Annotated in this window: 16 protein-coding genes and 1 riboswitch; of the genes, 11 read left to right on the forward strand and 5 right to left on the reverse strand. The window is 71.1% G+C overall.

Annotated elements, in window-relative coordinates:
- Positions 1-86: 86 nt before the first annotated feature.
- Positions 87-1,379: an aminotransferase class V-fold PLP-dependent enzyme gene (locus tag HCN51_RS43145; RefSeq protein ID WP_168017784.1), complete on the reverse strand. Its 1,293-nt coding sequence runs from the start codon at positions 1,377-1,379 to the stop codon at positions 87-89.
- A gap of 45 nt (positions 1,380-1,424) precedes the next feature.
- Positions 1,425-1,540, reverse strand: a riboswitch (SAM riboswitch).
- A 119-nt stretch (positions 1,541-1,659) separates the two neighbouring features.
- On the opposite strand from HCN51_RS43145, the gene HCN51_RS43150 reads away from it, so the two are divergent.
- Both HCN51_RS43150 and HCN51_RS43155 read left to right on the forward strand, forming a co-directional pair.
- Complete coding sequence (locus HCN51_RS43150; RefSeq protein WP_168017785.1) at positions 1,660-2,400, forward strand: TerC family protein; 741 nt, start codon at positions 1,660-1,662, stop codon at positions 2,398-2,400.
- Positions 2,401-2,429: 29 nt separating this feature from the next.
- Positions 2,430-3,593, forward strand: a complete 1,164-nt coding sequence (locus HCN51_RS43155) for a cytochrome P450 (protein WP_346434001.1) — start codon at positions 2,430-2,432, stop codon at positions 3,591-3,593.
- Positions 3,594-3,605: 12 nt separating this feature from the next.
- Here HCN51_RS43155 and HCN51_RS43160 read toward each other — a convergent pair whose 3' ends face one another.
- Positions 3,606-4,568, reverse strand: coding sequence for an SAM-dependent methyltransferase (locus HCN51_RS43160; protein ID WP_168017787.1), 963 nt, complete (start codon positions 4,566-4,568; stop codon positions 3,606-3,608).
- 190 nt (positions 4,569-4,758) lie between these two features.
- Between HCN51_RS43160 and HCN51_RS43165 the strand changes: the two genes are divergently transcribed.
- The 6 genes from HCN51_RS43165 (at position 4,759) to HCN51_RS43190 (ending at position 11,000) form a co-directional block, all read left to right on the forward strand.
- Positions 4,759-4,989 carry a chaplin family protein gene (locus tag HCN51_RS43165; protein WP_346434002.1) on the forward strand — a complete coding sequence of 77 codons (231 nt, stop codon included), beginning with the start codon at positions 4,759-4,761 and terminating at the stop codon, positions 4,987-4,989.
- Positions 4,990-5,299: 310 nt separating this feature from the next.
- Positions 5,300-6,190, forward strand: a complete 891-nt coding sequence (locus HCN51_RS43170) for a Rossmann-like and DUF2520 domain-containing protein (RefSeq protein WP_080044343.1) — start codon at positions 5,300-5,302, stop codon at positions 6,188-6,190.
- A gap of 22 nt (positions 6,191-6,212) precedes the next feature.
- The gene (panC, locus tag HCN51_RS43175; protein ID WP_168017788.1) at positions 6,213-7,049 is read left to right on the forward strand and encodes a pantoate--beta-alanine ligase; all 837 of its coding nucleotides are present in this window, start codon (positions 6,213-6,215) and stop codon (positions 7,047-7,049) included.
- A gap of 20 nt (positions 7,050-7,069) precedes the next feature.
- Positions 7,070-7,576 carry a DUF6624 domain-containing protein gene (locus tag HCN51_RS43180; RefSeq protein WP_168017789.1) on the forward strand — a complete coding sequence of 169 codons (507 nt, stop codon included), beginning with the start codon at positions 7,070-7,072 and terminating at the stop codon, positions 7,574-7,576.
- Positions 7,577-7,688: 112 nt separating this feature from the next.
- On the forward strand, positions 7,689-10,214 hold the full coding sequence (locus HCN51_RS43185; protein WP_168017790.1) for an L-aspartate oxidase: 2,526 nt from the start codon (positions 7,689-7,691) through the stop codon (positions 10,212-10,214).
- A gap of 3 nt (positions 10,215-10,217) precedes the next feature.
- The gene (locus HCN51_RS43190; RefSeq protein ID WP_168017791.1) at positions 10,218-11,000 is read left to right on the forward strand and encodes a type III pantothenate kinase; all 783 of its coding nucleotides are present in this window, start codon (positions 10,218-10,220) and stop codon (positions 10,998-11,000) included.
- A gap of 50 nt (positions 11,001-11,050) precedes the next feature.
- Here HCN51_RS43190 and HCN51_RS43195 read toward each other — a convergent pair whose 3' ends face one another.
- Positions 11,051-11,521, reverse strand: a complete 471-nt coding sequence (locus HCN51_RS43195) for a hypothetical protein (protein WP_168017792.1) — start codon at positions 11,519-11,521, stop codon at positions 11,051-11,053.
- A gap of 168 nt (positions 11,522-11,689) precedes the next feature.
- Here HCN51_RS43195 and lysX point away from each other — a divergent pair, with 168 nt between their 5' ends.
- Positions 11,690-13,171: a bifunctional lysylphosphatidylglycerol synthetase/lysine--tRNA ligase LysX gene (gene lysX, locus HCN51_RS43200; RefSeq protein WP_168017793.1), complete on the forward strand. Its 1,482-nt coding sequence runs from the start codon at positions 11,690-11,692 to the stop codon at positions 13,169-13,171.
- 81 nt (positions 13,172-13,252) lie between these two features.
- Here the strand turns inward: lysX and HCN51_RS61790 are convergent, their stop codons facing one another.
- Positions 13,253-14,182, reverse strand: a complete 930-nt coding sequence (locus HCN51_RS61790) for an NADP-dependent oxidoreductase (protein ID WP_277350229.1) — start codon at positions 14,180-14,182, stop codon at positions 13,253-13,255.
- An 84-nt stretch (positions 14,183-14,266) separates the two neighbouring features.
- On the opposite strand from HCN51_RS61790, the gene HCN51_RS43210 reads away from it, so the two are divergent.
- The gene (locus tag HCN51_RS43210; RefSeq protein ID WP_168017794.1) at positions 14,267-14,662 is read left to right on the forward strand and encodes a winged helix-turn-helix transcriptional regulator; all 396 of its coding nucleotides are present in this window, start codon (positions 14,267-14,269) and stop codon (positions 14,660-14,662) included.
- On the opposite strand, the gene HCN51_RS43215 is transcribed toward HCN51_RS43210, so the two are convergent.
- Positions 14,595-15,407, reverse strand: a complete 813-nt coding sequence (locus tag HCN51_RS43215; RefSeq protein ID WP_168017795.1) for a cytochrome P450 — start codon at positions 15,405-15,407, stop codon at positions 14,595-14,597. The two genes, HCN51_RS43210 and HCN51_RS43215, sit on opposite strands and share 68 nt — an antisense overlap.
- A 503-nt stretch (positions 15,408-15,910) precedes the next feature.
- Between HCN51_RS43215 and HCN51_RS43220 the strand changes: the two genes are divergently transcribed.
- Entirely contained in the window at positions 15,911-16,123 is a 213-nt protein-coding gene (locus HCN51_RS43220) for a LuxR C-terminal-related transcriptional regulator (protein ID WP_043615366.1), read from the forward strand.
- Positions 16,124-16,162: the final 39 nt, after the last annotated feature.

Below are 16,162 nucleotides of genomic sequence, written 5' to 3' on the forward strand. Positions count from 1 at the left end.
GCTTTGAAGGCGGGTGGCTCAAAGGCGGGCTCAAAGGCGGCTCAAAGGCGGGCGGCTCGGAGGCGGATGCTTCAGGGGCGGGTGCTTCAGAGGCGGGAGACGAGGTCGCGCACGGCCTCGACCAGCCGGTCCACGTGCTCCTGCGTGGTGCCGATCCCGATCGAGGCCCGCACCGCGGAGGCGGTGCCGTCCTCGCAGCCGCCGTCGGCCGTGCCGAGCAGGTGCCGCACGAACGGGTGCGCGCAGAACTTGCCGTCGCGCACCCCGATGCCGTACTCGCCGGACAGCGCCTCGGCCACCTCCCGGGCCGAGTACCCGGCCACGGTGAACGACACGATGCCGACCCGCGGGTGGTCGTCCCCCCACAGCGACAGCTCCCGTACGCCCGGGATCGAGGCCAGCCCGGCCCGCAGCCGCGCGATCAGCCGCTCCTCCTCCCGCACCAGCTCCGTCCAGCCGGTGGCGGACAGCGCGTCGCAGGCGGCGGCCAGGGCGATGGCGCCCAGCACGTTCGGGGTGCCGGCCTCGTGCCGGGGCTCGGGGTCGTCGTGCCACTCGACGTCGTCCCCGACCGCGCGCACCGCGCCCCCGCCCTTGAGGTACGGCTCGCCCTCGGCCAGCCAGTCCCGCCGCCCGATCAGCACGCCCGCGCCGAACGGCGCGTACAGCTTGTGCCCGGAGAAGGCCACGTAGTCGAGGTCGAGCGCGGTCAGGTTCAGCTTGCGGTGCGGGACGAGCTGCGCCGCGTCCACCAGGATCCGGGCCCCGTGCCGGTGCGCGATGTGGGCCAGGGCGGCGATCGGCCACAGCTCGCCGGTCACGTTGGAGGCGGCGGTGACGACGAGCAGCTTCGGCCCGTCGATCGCGGCCAGGGCCTCGTCGGCGGCGCGCACGGCCGCGCCGGGGAAGGCGGGCGGCGCCAGCCGGACGGCCTGCGGCCAGGGCAGCAGGGAGGCGTGGTGCTCGGTGTCGAAGACCACGGTGGTGGTGCCGGCGGGCAGGCAGCCGGCGAGCAGGTTGGTGGCGTCGGTGGTGTTGCGGGTGAAGATCACGGCGTCGTCGGGGCGGGCGCCGACGAACGCCCTGACCGTGTGGCGGGCCTGCTCGTAGCGGGCGGTGGTGAGCTGCGAGGCGTAGCCGGCGCCGCGGTGGACGCTGGAGTAGGCCGGGAGCGCGGCGGCGACGGCGGCGCTGACCGGCTCCAGACAGGGCGCGCTGGCGGCGTAGTCGAGGTTGGCGTACCCGACGAGCCGGCCGCCCTTGACCGGCACTTCGAGGTCGGCGCCGATGACGGCGGGGATGGGGCGGCTCGTCGTGGCGGACGGGGCGGCCTCGGCGGCGTCGCGGGCGGCGGCGTTGAAGATCGTCAGCGTGGACACGGCATACCTCCTGAAGGGTCATCGGACCCCTGGGAGCAGCCACGGAGCCCGCGCTTGCCCGCCACACCCCGTGGCGGACCAGGTCTTCACCCGGGGCACCCCGCCGCGGACGCGAGGGTTGCCGGCCAGCTAGCCGGGGCTTGTCGCTGGCACTCATGACCTACGTCGGAACTATAACCGACACCCGGGCAGGAAACGCAAGACCGCGAACTTATGCCGCCCGTGACTCGTTGCTACCGGGAAACCCCCGTCAAGCCCCCTGAGTCATGGAGGTGAGCAGATGTTGGATTGGGTGACCGACCCGAACATCTGGATCGGCTTCTTCACCCTTGTCGCCCTGGAGATCGTCCTCGGGATCGACAACATCATCTTCATCTCCATCCTGGCCGGCAAGCTACCTCCCGAACAGCGGGACCGGGCCCGGGTGCTGGGCCTGGCCGCCGCCCTGATCAGCCGGCTGCTCCTGCTGCTCGGCCTGTCGTGGGTGGTGCAGCTCACGGAGCCGCTGTTCGCGGTCTTCGGCCACGAGATCTCAGGACGTGACCTGATCCTGCTGCTCGGCGGCCTGTTCCTGCTGGGCAAGAGCGTCACGGAGATCCACCACAGCATGGAGGGCCCCGGCAAGGACGGCAAGCAGGCCGCCGCGGCCTCGTTCGCCTCCGTGATCGTACAGATCATGATCCTGGACGTCGTCTTCTCGCTGGACTCGGTGATCACCGCGGTCGGCATGGTCAACAACATCGGCGTGATGATCGCGGCCGTCATCGTGTCGGTGCTGGTGATGCTGTTCGCCTCCGGGCCGATCAGCCGCTTCGTGGAGCACCACCCGAGCATCAAGATGCTGGCGCTGGCGTTCCTGGTGCTGATCGGCGTGGTGCTCGTGGCCGAGGGGCTCGACCAGCACATCGAGAAGGGCTTCATCTACTTCGCGATGGCGTTCTCGGTGATCGTGGAGCTGCTCAACATCCGGATGCGGAGCAAGCACGCCAAGCACCAAGAAGCCACTCCTAAGATGAAATAGTGGGCTTTGATCCTTGGAATCCGGATTTCGTGGCTTACCCGTACCGGGTCTATGACGAGCTGAGACGCGCGGCGCCCGTCAGCTACTTCGAGCCGACGGGCCAGTGGCTCATCGCGCGCCACGCCGACGTCAACGCGCTGCTCAGAGACCGCCGCCTCGGCCGCTCCTACCTGCACGTGGCCACCCACGAGGAGTTCGGCCGGCCGGCGGAGCCGGAGTTCCAGGAGCCGTTCTGGAGGGTGATCAGGGCGGGCATGCTCGACGTGGAGCCGCCGGTGCACACCAGGCTGCGCCGGCTGGTCTCCAAGGCGTTCACGCCGCGCATGGTCGAGTCACTGCGTCCCCGCGTGCGGGCCATCGCCACCGGCCTCGTGGACGCGTTCGTCGAGAAGGGCGGCGGCGACCTGATCGCGGAGGTCGCCGAGCCGCTGCCCGTCACCGTGATCGCGGAGATGCTCGGCATCCCCGACCAGGACCGCCACCTGCTGCGCCCCTGGTCGGCCGACATCTGCGGCATGTACGAGCTCAACCCGTCGCCCGAGGCTCAGCACACGGCGGTGCGCGCGGCCTCGGAGTTCTCCGCCTACCTCAAGGACCTCGCCGCCCAGCGCCGCAGGAGCCCCGGCGACGACCTCGTCAGCGCGCTGGCCGCCATCGACGAGCTGACCGAGGACGAGCTGGTCGGCACCTGCGTGCTGCTGCTCAACGCCGGCCACGAGGCCACCGTGAACGTGACGGGCAACGGCTGGTGGTCGCTGTTCAGGAACCCGGGGGAGCTGGAGCGGCTGCGCGCCGACCGCTCCCTGCTGCCCACGGCGGTCGAGGAGCTGATGCGGTGGGACACGCCGCTGCAGATGTTCGAGCGCTGGGTGCTGGAGGACATCGAGGTGCACGGCGTGCGGATCCCGCGCGGCTCGGAGGTGGCGCTGCTGTTCGGCTCGGCGAACCGGGACCCGGACGTGTTCGAGGACCCGGACCGGCTCGACGTGGGTCGCGCCGACAACCCGCACATCTCCTTCGGCGCCGGGATCCACTTCTGCCTGGGCGCGCCGCTGGCCAGGATCGAGCTGCTGGAGTCGTTCGGCGCGCTCCTGGACCGCGCGGGCACGCTGGAGCTGCGGCAGGAGCCGTCCTGGAAGCCCGGTTACGTCATCCGCGGCCTGCACGCCCTGGAGCTCACCGCCACCGCATGAAAGGCGGCGGAGTCACTTCGACTGGCTGAGCCAGCCGAAGCCGCCGAGCCCCGACGCGTCGATCAGCTCACCCTCCTCCGAGGCCCGCGCCAGGGCCCGGAGGTAGCCGCGCGGATCGGTGCGGGCCAGCTCCAGCGGCGGCCGCACGCCGATGATCCCCAGCTCCTGCAGCGCCTCCCGCTGTGTGGACAAGGTTGTGGATATCGCACCGGCCCGCCGCCCGGCCGCGGCGCACGCGTCGAGCGCGACGTGAGCAGTGATGTCGCAGGTCCCGTCGGGTACGGGGGTGACGACCGCCCCGTCGCGGTAGCCGGTCAGCGTGCCGTGCGGCGGCCGGTTGTCCACAGGGTGTGCATAATCGATGGCGATCGCCCGGCCCCTGGTGAGGCGCACGAGAACGGAGGCCCACGCCTCGTCGCGCGGGCGGCCGATCTCGGCCCGCGAGCCCACCCTGCCGAGCGGCCACCACTGCTCCAGCCAGTCGCGGTCGGCGGGCCGGAGGGGGCCGCCGATGCGCTCCTCGCCGGTGTGCACGTTGACCATGACCAGGCGCGGGCCTTCCGCGGTCTGCTCGACCACGTCGAGCGGCACGTTGTCGAGCCATTCGTTGGCGATGGCCAGGCCGGTGATCTCGGTGGGCAGGCTCGGCGACCACTCGACGCGCTCGGGCAGGCCGGCCGGTCGGGGGGAGAGGTCGACGGCCGTGACGCGCAGCCGGTCGCGCAGCCGCGGCTCCGCCGCCTCCAGCACCTGGGTGACCAGCATGCCCTCGCCCGCGCCGATGTCGACCAGGTCGAGCACGTCTGGGGCGCCCAGTTCCGCGTCCACCTCCGCCAGCAGCGCCAGCACCGCGTCGGCGAAGGCCGCCGAGGCGCTGACGGAGGTGCGGAAGTGGCCCGAAGGGCGTTCGCGGAGGTAAAAGCCCTCCTCGCCGTACAGCGCGCGCTCCGTTGCGACGCGCCAGGTGAGCCACATGCCTGGACTATCTCATGACTTGTGGCTGGCACGCACCGTCACGATCTGACTACTCAAGGTCGCGAACTTGCGGTAACGTTTACCCATTGTCACCGAGTGGTCGCGTTCTGCCAACCCCCAATTGGCTGATGCCGATCGCTCCCCAACACGCACCGCGGCCCAACGTGCCGCGATACCGAGAGGAGCCCTCGTGCTGAAGAAGGTCCTGGTCCTCACCGGAGCCGTCGCCATGATGTCCCTGGCCGCGCCGGCGCACGCCGACATCACCACCAGCGGCAACGGCAGTGTGCTCGGCGGTAACCAGCTCGTCGTTCCCGTCAACGTCCCCGTCAACGCCTGCGGCATCGCCGTGCCCGTCGTCGGCGTGGGCGTCGCCGGCTGCAAGGGCGGCGCCGCCGTCAACGGTCCGCGCCACTACTGAGGAGAAGGAGCCCGGGCCGACGCAGGTCGGCCCGGGCTCGTCCTCCGGCCGGTCAGTCGGCGGATGACCGGTCGGCGCACCTCCAAGGGGTAAGACCGCGCGGGCGTCGGGCCTCGATCCAGGACTCGGCGCCCGCTGCCATGCGGTGAACCCCTCTCCTCATCTCTTCCGACAGGGGGTGCACGGTTTGTATCCCCTTGTCGCTTTTGCGAATAACTCAACGCGCGGCAAAACACCGGTCACGCTCGCCACCCTGAGAGGCCGTTACGCTGGTCGGCAGTGCCATCACGGTCGACAGGGGTGAGACGTCATGGACGCAGGGGATCGCCCGGCACGGCTGACCGTCGGCGTGCTCGGGGCGGGCAAGGTCGGCTCCGCGCTCGGTGCCGCGTTGGCGCAGGCCGGGCACCGGGTCGTGGCCGCCAGCGGGGTTTCCGACAACTCCCAGCGATGGGCGGCCGACCGGCTCGGCGTCACGCCGTCCCGGCCCGACGAGGTGGTGGCGGCGGCCCAGCTCGTCCTGCTCACCGTGCCCGACGACGCGCTGCCCGACCTCGTCAGCGGGCTGGCCAGCACCGGCGCCGACCTCCAGGGCAAGATGCTCGTGCACACCAGCGGCGCGTACGGGCTGTCGGTGCTCGACCCGGCGACCGAGGCGGGGGCGCTGCCGCTCGCGCTGCACCCGGTGATGACGTTCACGGGCCGGGACGACGACCTCAACAAGCTCACCGGCATCTCCTACGGCGTCACCGCCCCCGAGGTGCTGCGGCCCGTCGCCGAGGCCCTGGTGATCGAGATGGGCGGCGAGCCGGTCTGGATCGCCGACGCCGACCGCCCGCTCTACCACGCGGCCCTGGCCAACGCGGCCAACCACATGGTCACGCTCATCGCCGAGTCCTCCGACCTGCTGCGCGGCATCGGCGTCGACCATCCGGGCCGCATGCTGGGCCCGCTGCTGGGCGCGGCGCTCGACAACGTGCTGCGGCTGGGCATCGCCGGCCTGACCGGCCCCGTCGTCCGCGGTGACGCGGGCACCGTGCGCAAGCACGTCGACGCGCTGATCCTGGCCGCCCCCGAGGCGGCCGACGCCTACATCGCGCTGGCCCGGCTCACGGCGGACCGGGCGCTGGCCGCCGGGTTGCTCAAACCGGAGGAGGCGGAGCGGCTGCTCGACGCACTGGGGGGCAATATATGGACCTGACCGTCGCGTGGAAAGGGCTGTTATGGAGCTGATCGTCGCCAGGGGCCGGGAAGACCTGGTCAAGGCGCGCCGTGGAGGCACGGTGGCGCTGGTGCCGACCATGGGTGCGCTCCACGAGGGCCACCGGTCGCTGATCAGGCAGGCCCGGGTCCGCGCCGATCAGGTCGTGGTCAGCATCTTCGTCAATCCCCTCCAGTTCGGCCCAAACGAGGATTTTTCGCGTTATCCCCGTACATTTGACGCCGATCTTGAGGTGTGCCGGGAGGAGGAGGTGGACGTCGTCTTCCACCCGGCCGCCGAGGACATGTACGCCCCCGACCGCCAGGTCAGCGTCTCGGCCGGCGAGATGGGCCGGGTCGTCGAGGGCGCCTACCGGCCGGGCCACTTCGACGGCGTGCTCACGGTCGTGCTGAAGCTGTTCAACCTGGTGCAGCCCGACCTCGCGGTGTTCGGCCAGAAGGACGCCCAGCAGCTCGCCCTGATCCGCCGCATGGTCGCCGACCTCGACCTGCCGATCGAGATCCTGGGCGCGCCGACCGTACGCGAGCCCGACGGCCTGGCGCTGTCCAGCCGCAACCGCTACCTGTCCGCCGACGACCGGCGGGTCGCGCTGGCGCTCTCGCGGGCCCTGCGCGCGGGCGCGGCCCGGCTCGCCCCGGCCGAGATCCGCGAGACCGCGCGCGCGGTGCTCGACGAGGCCGGCCCCGAGCTCGACGTCGACTACCTGGCCCTGGTCGATCCGGCCACGTTCGCCGAGGTGAGCGACGACTACGAGGGGCTGGCCGTGCTCGCGGTGGCCGCGAAGGTGGGCACCACCCGGCTGATCGACAACGTCACCGTCACCTTGAATCCCGCCTGAGGCCGATTACCGTCGGGAGCATGACGGATGAGGAGCTGAAGGCCGAGCTGCTCCGCCGCATGGAGATGGACCAGGCCATGCGCGACCCGGCCAAGGGCTTTCCCGGCGACAAGCGGCTGGCCCGCCTGCAGCGGCTCGACGAGGGCAACACGGCCTGGCTCTACTCCGTCGTCGCCACCCGTGGCTGGCCGCTGATCTCGCAGGTGGGGGAGCGGGCGGCGCGGGCGGCCTGGCTCCTCGCGCAGCACGCCACCTCCCGCGCGGTGCAACGCCTGTTCCTCCAGGTGATGGCGGACGCGGTGGAGTCGGACGAGGCGTCGCCGCGCGACTTCGCGTACCTGGTGGACCGCGTACGCGTGCGCTCCGGCCGTCCCCAGCTCTACGGCACCCAGTTCCACGACGGCGCGAGCGGGCTGGAGCCCATGCCGATCGCGGACGCCGAGCTGCTGGACGAGCGCCGCAGGGCCGTCGGGCTGGAGCCGTTCGCGGAGTACGAGGCGTTCATCAGGAAGACCGAAAGCCTCTGAGCACCCCCGGGGCATGTTCCCGTCACTCCAGGCGTTATCGTCATATTGACGAAATCACCACTCCAGGGTTTATCGTCAGTCTGACGAGATTGCCCTCAGTGAGGAGACCCCAATGAGCGCACCGGTGATTCCCCTGCGGCTGACCGCGCCGGAGCCCGGCTGGACCGTCGAGGCGGACGTGGTCGTCGTGGGCTCCGGCGTCGCGGGCCTGACAGTGGCCCTGCGGTACACGGAGCTGGAGCCGGCGGCCAAGGTGCTGGTCGTCACCAAGGACGTGCTGTCGGCCGGCTCCACCCGCTGGGCCCAGGGTGGCATCGCGGCCGTGCTCGACCCCCACGACACCCCCGACGAGCACCTGAACGACACGCTGATCGCCGGAGTGGGGCTCTGCGACGTACGGGCGGTGCGCGCGCTCGTCACCGAGGGTCCCGGCGCGCTGCGCCGGCTCATGGACAGGGGCGCCCGCTTCGACCGGACCGCCGACGGCGAGCTCCAGCTCACCCGCGAGGGCGGCCACCGCCGGCGCCGGATCGTGCACGCCGGCGGCGACGCCACCGGCGCGGAGGTGCAGCGGGCCCTCGTCGAGGCCGTCAGGGCCGGCGGGATCGAGGTGATCGAGCACGCGCTGGTGCTCGACCTGCTCAAGGACGCCAAGGGCCGGGCCAGGGGAGTGACGCTGCACGTCATGGGCGAGGGCGCGCGCGACGGCGTGGGCGCGGTCCGCGCCAGGGCCGTGGTGCTGGCCACCGGCGGCATGGGCCAGGTCTTCGCGGCCACCACCAACCCCGCCGTCTCCACCGGCGACGGCGTGGCGCTGGCCCTGCGGGCCGGGGCCGTGGTGCGCGACATCGAGTTCGTGCAGTTCCACCCGACCGTGTTGTGGCTCGGCGAGGGCTCGACCGGCCAGCAGCCGCTCATCTCGGAGGCGGTCAGGGGTGAGGGCGCCTTCCTGACCGACCACGAGGGCAACCGGTTCATGGCGGACGTGCACGAGCTGGCCGACCTGGCGCCGCGCGACGTCGTCGCCAAGGCCATCCTGCGCGTGCTGCGCGAGACCGGGCGCGAGCACGTCTACCTCGACGGCCGGCACTTCGGGCGCGAGAAGTGGGAGTCCCGCTTCCCGACGATCTACGCGGTCTGCCGCGAGCACGGCATCGACCCGGCCACCGAGCCGATCCCCGTCTCGCCCGCCGCCCACTACGCCAGCGGCGGCGTCCGTACGGACCTGCACGGCCGCACCTCCATCGACGGCCTGTACGCCTGCGGCGAGGTCGCCTGCACCGGCGTGCACGGCGCCAACCGGCTCGCCTCCAACTCCCTGCTCGAAGGGCTCGTCTTCGCCGAGCGCATCGCCGAGGACATCCACGCCACCCGCCCCGCGCCCGGCGACCCGGTGCCGAACCGGGCGCCGGAAGGGCTGGTGGACCCGCGGGTCAGGCCCAGGATCCAGGCCCACATGAGCACCGGGGCGAGCGTGCTGCGCAGCCGCGACTCCCTGGCCGCCACCGCCAGGGCGCTGCGCGACGCCCGCTGGACCCCGGTCCAGGTGCCCGCCCGTACCGAGTCATGGGAGGCCACGAACCTGCTCACCGTCGCCACCGCCCTGACCGGCGCGGCGGCGGCCCGGCTGGAGACGCGCGGCTCACACTGGCGCGAGGACCACGAGACCCGCGACGACAACGAATGGCTGGGTCACCTCGACGTGACCCTGACGGAGGAGGGCCTGCGCATGACGTACACGCCGCACGGCGACACGATGCCGCCGCGCCTGGCGCACGAGCTGACCGCCGCCGGGCTGGACCCGGCGGAGGTGGACGCGCTGATCGACCGGGCGCTGGAGGAGGACCTGCAAGAGGCCGGCGACGTCACGAGCCTGGCCACGATCCCGGCCGGGCAGCGCTCGGTGGCCGACGTGGTGGCCCGCAAGGACGGCGTGGTGGCCGGGCTGGCCGTGGCCGAGGCGGTGTTCGTGCGGCTGGGCGCGTCCAGGGCCGAGCGCGTGACCAAGGACGGCGAGCAGGTCCGGGCCGGCGACGTGCTGATGACCGTCGAGGGCCCGGTGCGGGGCCTGCTGACGGCCGAGCGCACCGCGCTCAACCTGCTCACGCACCTGTCCGGGGTGGCCACGCTGACCGCCCGCTGGGCCGAGGCGATCAGCGGCACCACCGCCCGCGTGCGCGACAGCCGCAAGACGCTGCCGGGGCTGCGGGCCCTGGAGAAGTACGCGGTGCGCTGCGGCGGCGGCGTCAACCACCGGATGTCGCTGTCGGACGCCGCGCTGATCAAGGACAATCACGTGGTGGCCGCAGGGGGCGTGGCCGAGGCGTTCCGCGCGGTCAGGGAGCGCTACCCGGATCTGCCGATCGAGGTGGAGATCGACCGGCTCGACCAGCTCGATCCGGTTCTGGACGAGGGCGCCGAGCTGATCCTGCTCGACAACTTCACGATCGAGGACACAGCCCGTGCCGTCCATATCGTGAAAAATCGGGCGAAAAATAGGGTTGCTCTTGAGGCCAGCGGGGGATTGACCTTGGAATCGGCCCGTGATGTGGCGGACACTGGCGTCGACTACCTTGCGGTGGGAGCGCTAACGCACTCAGCGCCGGCCCTTGACATCGCACTGGATCTGCGGGGGTAATTGATGCTGCTCACGATCGACGTCGGCAACACGCACACGGTGCTGGGGCTGTTCGAGGGCGAGGACGTCATCGAGCACTGGCGGCTGGCCACCGACGCCCGCCGCACCGCCGACGAGATCGCAGTCGTCCTCCAGGGCCTGCTGGCCCAGTCGCCGCTGCTCAAGGGGGCCGACGTCGACGGCATCGCCATCTGCTCCACCGTGCCCAGCGTGCTCAACGAGATGCGCGAGATGTGCCGCCGCTACTACGGCGACGTGACCGCGGTGATCGTGGAGCCGGGCATCCGCACCGGGGTCCCCGTCCGCATGGACAACCCCAAGGAGGTCGGCAGCGACCGCATCGTCAACGCGCTGGCCGCCATCGACCAGTACGGCGGCCCCTGCATCATCGTCGACTTCGGCACCGCCACCTCCTTCGACGCGGTGTCGGCCAAGGGCGAGTACGTCGGCGCCGTCACCGCCCCCGGCATCGAGATCTCCGTGGACGCGCTGGCCGCCGCCGGCGCGCAGCTCCACAAGGTCGAGCTGGTCAGGCCGCGCTCGGTGATCGCCAAGAACACCGTCGAGGCCCTCCAGGCCGGCATCATCTACGGCTTCGCCGGCCAGGTGGACGGCATCGTCGAGCGCATGGCGGCCGAGCTGGCCGACGATCCCGACGAGGTCACCGTGGTCGCCACCGGCGGGCACGCGGCCCTGGTCGTGGGCGAGTCGCGCTCGATCGACGTCCACGAGCCGTGGCTCACCCTCATCGGGCTCCGGCTGATCTACCACCGCAACACGTCATGAAGAAGCGGCCCCCACCCCTTGCCGGGTGGGGGCCGCCTTCAACGGCCAGGTCACTCGCTCTCAGCGGTGTAGAGGTACTCCCACGGGCCGCACTTCTTCGGGTAGCCGCCCTGCGGGCCGACCTGGCACACCTTCACCCGCAGGCTGTAGACGTCGTGCTCCTCGAAGCCGAACTTCTTGTAGCCGGGGTAGCCGCAGTACTTCTTCGAGTAGACCGGGGACCAGTCGCCGTCGAAGTCACTGGCCTCGAACTGCACGTACGCGCACTTGCCGCCCTCGTCGTACGAGCGGTTGTCCAGGTCGAACAGCCTGCCCTTGACCGTGACCTCGTTCGATTCGCCCTCGTGGTCCCAGTCGACACCGACCCAGCCCTGCGCCTTGGCGAGGTAGTGCTTGGCGTAGACGGGGCCCCAGTACTCGGAGTAGTCGTAGGAGTCGGCCTGGGCCGACGCGGGCAGTGACAGGGCCACGGCGGTGGTGGCGGCGACGGCGGCGAAACCGGTCACGATCTTCTTCAACATCTTTCTCTCCCAGAGCTCCCTTGGGCCGGCTCCCTACCGGCTCCCCCCCGAGCTCGTGAAGAATTTGTAAACCGGGGCTCTTGCAGCGCTCCTTCAGCGACCCTGCAGCGCTCCTTCAGGGGACCGACGAGCCCTTGCAGTTCGCCATATCCCCTACCCTTTGTTGTTGTGAGCGACGAACTTCCCGAGCAGATGCGCATCCGGAGGGAGAAGCTCGACCGCCTTCGCAGCGAGGGCGTCGACCCTTACCCGGTGAATTTCCCACGCACGGCGACCAACGCCGAGGTCAGGGAGAAATACCAGGGCCTGGAGCCCGACACCGCGACCGGCGACCGCGTCGGCGTGGTCGGGCGCGTCATGCTCAACCGCGTGGGCGGCAAGCTCTGCTTCGCCACCATCCGCGACGGCGGCGCCGACCTGCAAGTGATGATCTCGCTCGACAAGGTCGGCGAGGAGTCGCTGGCCCGCTGGAAGCGCGACGTCGACCTCGGCGACCACATCGGCGTGACCGGCGAGGTCATCACCTCCCGCCGCGGCGAGCTGTCCATCCTCGCCGAGAGCTGGCAGATCACCGCCAAGTGCCTGCGCCCGCTGCCGGAGAAGCACGTCGGGCTCACCGACCCCGAGGCGCGGGTCCGCCAGCGCTACGTCGACCTCATCGTCAACGACGAGGCCAGGAAGATGGCCCGGCTGCGCAGCTCCGCCGTGCGCGCCGTACGCGACTTCTGGCACGAGGAGGGCTACCTCGAGGTCGAGACGCCGATGCTGCAGCCGATCCACGGTGGCGCGGCGGCCCGGCCCTTCAAGACCCACATCAACGCCTACGACATGGAGCTCTACCTTCGCATCGCGATCGAGCTCTACCTCAAGCGGCTCGTCGTGGGCGGCATCGAGAAGGTCTTCGAGATCAGCCGCACCTTCCGCAACGAAGGCGCCGACTCCACGCACAACCCCGAGTTCACGATGGTCGAGGCCTACGGCACCTACCTCGACTACCACGACATGGCCGACCTGACGCAGCGGATGATCCAGCGGGCCGCCGAGGCCGCGCTGGGCGGCACCGTGGTCGTGCACGAGGGCACCGAGGTCGACCTCGGCGGCGAGAAGTGGCCGCGCGTCCCGCTCTACCAGCTCGTCTCCGACGCCGTCGGCGAGGAGATCACCACCGCCACCACGCTCGACGAGCTGCGCAAGATCGCCGACCGTCGCGAGATCCACTGGGATCCGAAGTGGGGGCCGGGCAAGCTCGTGCAGGAGCTGTTCGAGGAGCTGGTGGAGCACACGCTGATCCAGCCCACGTTCGTCATGGACTACCCGGTGGAGACCTCCCCGCTGGCCCGCGTGCACCGCGACGACCCGGTCCTCACCGAGAAGTGGGACCTGATCGGCTTCGGCACCGAGCTCGGCACCGCGTTCTCCGAGCTCAACGACCCGATCGACCAGCGCCGCCGGCTGGTCGAGCAGTCCCTGCTCGCCGCCGGCGGCGACCCCGAGGCCATGCAACTCGACGAGGACTTCCTCCAGGCGCTGGAGTACGCCATGCCGCCGACCGGGGGCATGGGAGCGGGCATCGACCGGTTGATCATGGCCTTCACCGGCAAGAACATCCGCGAGACCATCCTGTTCCCGCTGGTCAAGCCCACCCAGTAGAGCAACGCGCGTCGCCCGAGGTCCGGTCGTCCCGACGACCGGGCCTCGGGCGTTGTGCGGGTTGTGAGACCACCCTGAACCTCAGGGGACCAGGACCAGGCGGCCGCGCAGGCCGCCCGCCGCCATCCTGGCGTGGGCGTCGGCGGCCTTCTCCAGCGGGTACGTCCCGGCCACCCGAAGCGTCACCCGTCCGGCCTCCACCAGCCGCACCACCTCGGCGAGCTGCCCCGCGTCGGCCCTGAAGAACACCGTGGCCACGTCGATGCCGCGCAGCCCCACCGGCGCCACCCCGGCCGACAGCGCCACGAACGTCCCGCCGTCCCTGACCGCGTCCAGCGCCGCCAGGCCGAGCACCGCCGCGTCCACCACGGCGTCCACCCCGCCCGGTACCAGAGCCCGTACGGACTCGGCCAGGCCGTCGCCCCGGGGGACGAACCACTCGGCGCCGAAGCCGCGTACCAGCTCCTCGTCGGCCGCCCCCGCGACCGCCACCACCCGGGCGCCGCGCAGGGCGGCCAGCTCGACCAGGTAGCCGCCCACGGCCCCTGCTGCCCCGGTGACCAGCAACGTCCGGCCCTGCCCGGCCCCGGCGCGGTCCAGCGCCTGCCAGGCGGTGAGCGCGTTCAGGGGGATCGTGGACGCCTCCACGGCCGTACGCCCCCGGGGTGCCCGCGCCACCGCCGAGGCGTCCAGTACCACGTACTCGGCCTGGGCCTTGGTCGGCAGCTCCAGCCGGGCGGCCAGGCCGATCACCTCCTCTCCGACCTCGAAGGCCGCTCCCCGGCCCACCTGGTCCACGACGCCCGCGACGTCGAACCCCAGCCCGTAGGAGTCCAGCCGGCGGGCCACCCCGTAGTCCGCGACGGTGCCGGCGGCGACCGCGAGGTCGAAGGGGTTCACCGCCGCCGCGGCCACCTTGATCCGCACCTGGAAGGGGCCTGCCTCCGGCACGGGCACCTCCACCAGCCTGGGAGCGCCGGAGCCACCGATGAGTGCACGCATGTTCGTCATGCCTCGGACCCTAGAAAAGGCTACTCTCTTCTGGTAAGTAGGCACCTGAAAGTATGTAACCAACCCCGAGGGAGTGGAGGAAGAGTGGCCACCAAGACGGCGGCGGAGCGGCGCGAGGAGGCCCGGCAGGCGTTCGACGCGTACTTCGCCGAGTGCCCCTCCAGGAAGCTGCTCGACCGGCTCAGCGACAAGTGGGTCACGCTGGTGCTCACCGCCTTGTCGCAGGGCCCGCGCCGCTACAGCGACCTGTCCAGGCGGATCGCCGGGGTCAGCCAGAAGATGCTCACGCAGACCCTGCGCGTCCTGGAGCGCGACGGCCTGGTCTCGCGCACGATCACGCCCAGCGTTCCGGTCCGCGTCGACTACGAGCTCACCCCGCTCGGCCAGAGCCTCATGCCGCTGGTGTCCGCGATCAAGAGCTGGGCGCAGGAGCACATCGAGGACGTGGAGGCGGCCAGACGGCGCTACGACGCCGCCTAGCCCCTGCCTGAGAGGCGTACCGGCAGGGCGGCCAGCCCGCGCGGCACGACGTTCTCCTTGTACGGCGGCGCCGGCCCGGCGAGGCGGTCGGGCTCCGGAAGATCGCCGGGTGGCGATCGGCCGCGCCTATCACCGCAATCACGAGCGTGCCCTCCGGTACGGGCGTGCCGGCCGGCGACACGTCCTCCAGCGCGACCCTGGAGGTGGGCTGCACCGGCGGGTCGTAGCGGGGCACCTCCTCCACCACCTGCCGGGGCCGCCGCGCCGCCTCGGGCAGCAGCCCGTGCCTGAGCAGGGGCAGGACGCCGTTGGCGACGAGGTTCACGGTCGTCTCGTGGCCGGCGACGAGCAGCAGCACGCAAGTGGCGAGCAGCTCCGGCTCGGTCGGTTTCCGCACCCGCGTCAGCTCGCTCAGGAGGTCGTCGCCGGGCCGCTTCCGACGCCTCGCGGCGAGGTCGCTGAAGTAGGCGCCGAACTCCCTTCTGGCCTGTCCGGTTTCCGATAAGAGGTCTTCTGTAAGCATCGGGTCAAGGCCGCGCGCCGGCTTCTCGCTCCAGGCGCGGAAGCGTTCACGGTCCTCTGCAGGCACCCCGAGCATCTCGCTGATCACCATGACAGGCAGCGGGTACGCCAGTGCGGACACGAGGTCGGCCTCCTCGGGCAGCGTGCGGATCAGCGACGCGGTGATCGCCTCGACGCGCGGGCGCAGCCGTTCGACCATGAGGGGCGTGAACGCCCTGCTCACCAGGGCGCGCAGTCTCGTGTGGTCGGGCGGGTCCAGCCAGAGGAACGACGCGGCGGGCTGACCTGCGCCTCCGCCGTTCCGCCCGGCTGGGCCGCGGCCGAAGCGCGGGTCGCGCAGCAGGGGCCGCGCAGAGCTCGTGAGAGGTGGCGACGAGCAGCCCCGCGCGCGTACGGAAGAAGGCGCCGCGCGCGCTCATCTCGCGATGGCGGGAGTAAGGATCACGCAGAAACTCCCGATCGAACGGATCAAAACCCAGGACGTCGGCCGCGCTCCAAACCTCGGGATTCGGAGCGCCGGAAGGCTCCACGAGATCGCTCATCGCGAGGTGATCGGTGCCGACATATCGCGAGTACGTCACATATATCGGATCATGTCAATAGCGCTCGTCAAGGGCGTAGATTGTTATGCTTGACGACCTTTCCAGGATGCGTTTACCGTCTGCGAGGAGCGACTTCGGGCCGGTCAAGAGGCCCAAGTTCAGCTGTTGGGGGGGAGGGCTCCCGATGGACGTGCTCACTGAAGGCGTTGAGCTGAGCCATGCGGACCTTGCGTTGCTGGCGGAGCTGGCCAAGGGGGTCACGGTAGACCGAGTGGGCAGACGGCTGGATATCAGCGGGCGCACAGTGCGCAGGAGACTACGTGGGATCTGTGACCGTATCGGCGTGGCCACGGCCATAGAGGCCGTGGCTTGGGCGGCCCGCCGCCAGTTGATCTAGCGGCGAGCGGTACGGGGGAGGGGCCGGCTGAAGGGATAC

The organism is Nonomuraea composti (assembly GCF_012034275.1).
GTDB lineage: Bacteria > Actinomycetota > Actinomycetes > Streptosporangiales > Streptosporangiaceae > Nonomuraea > Nonomuraea composti.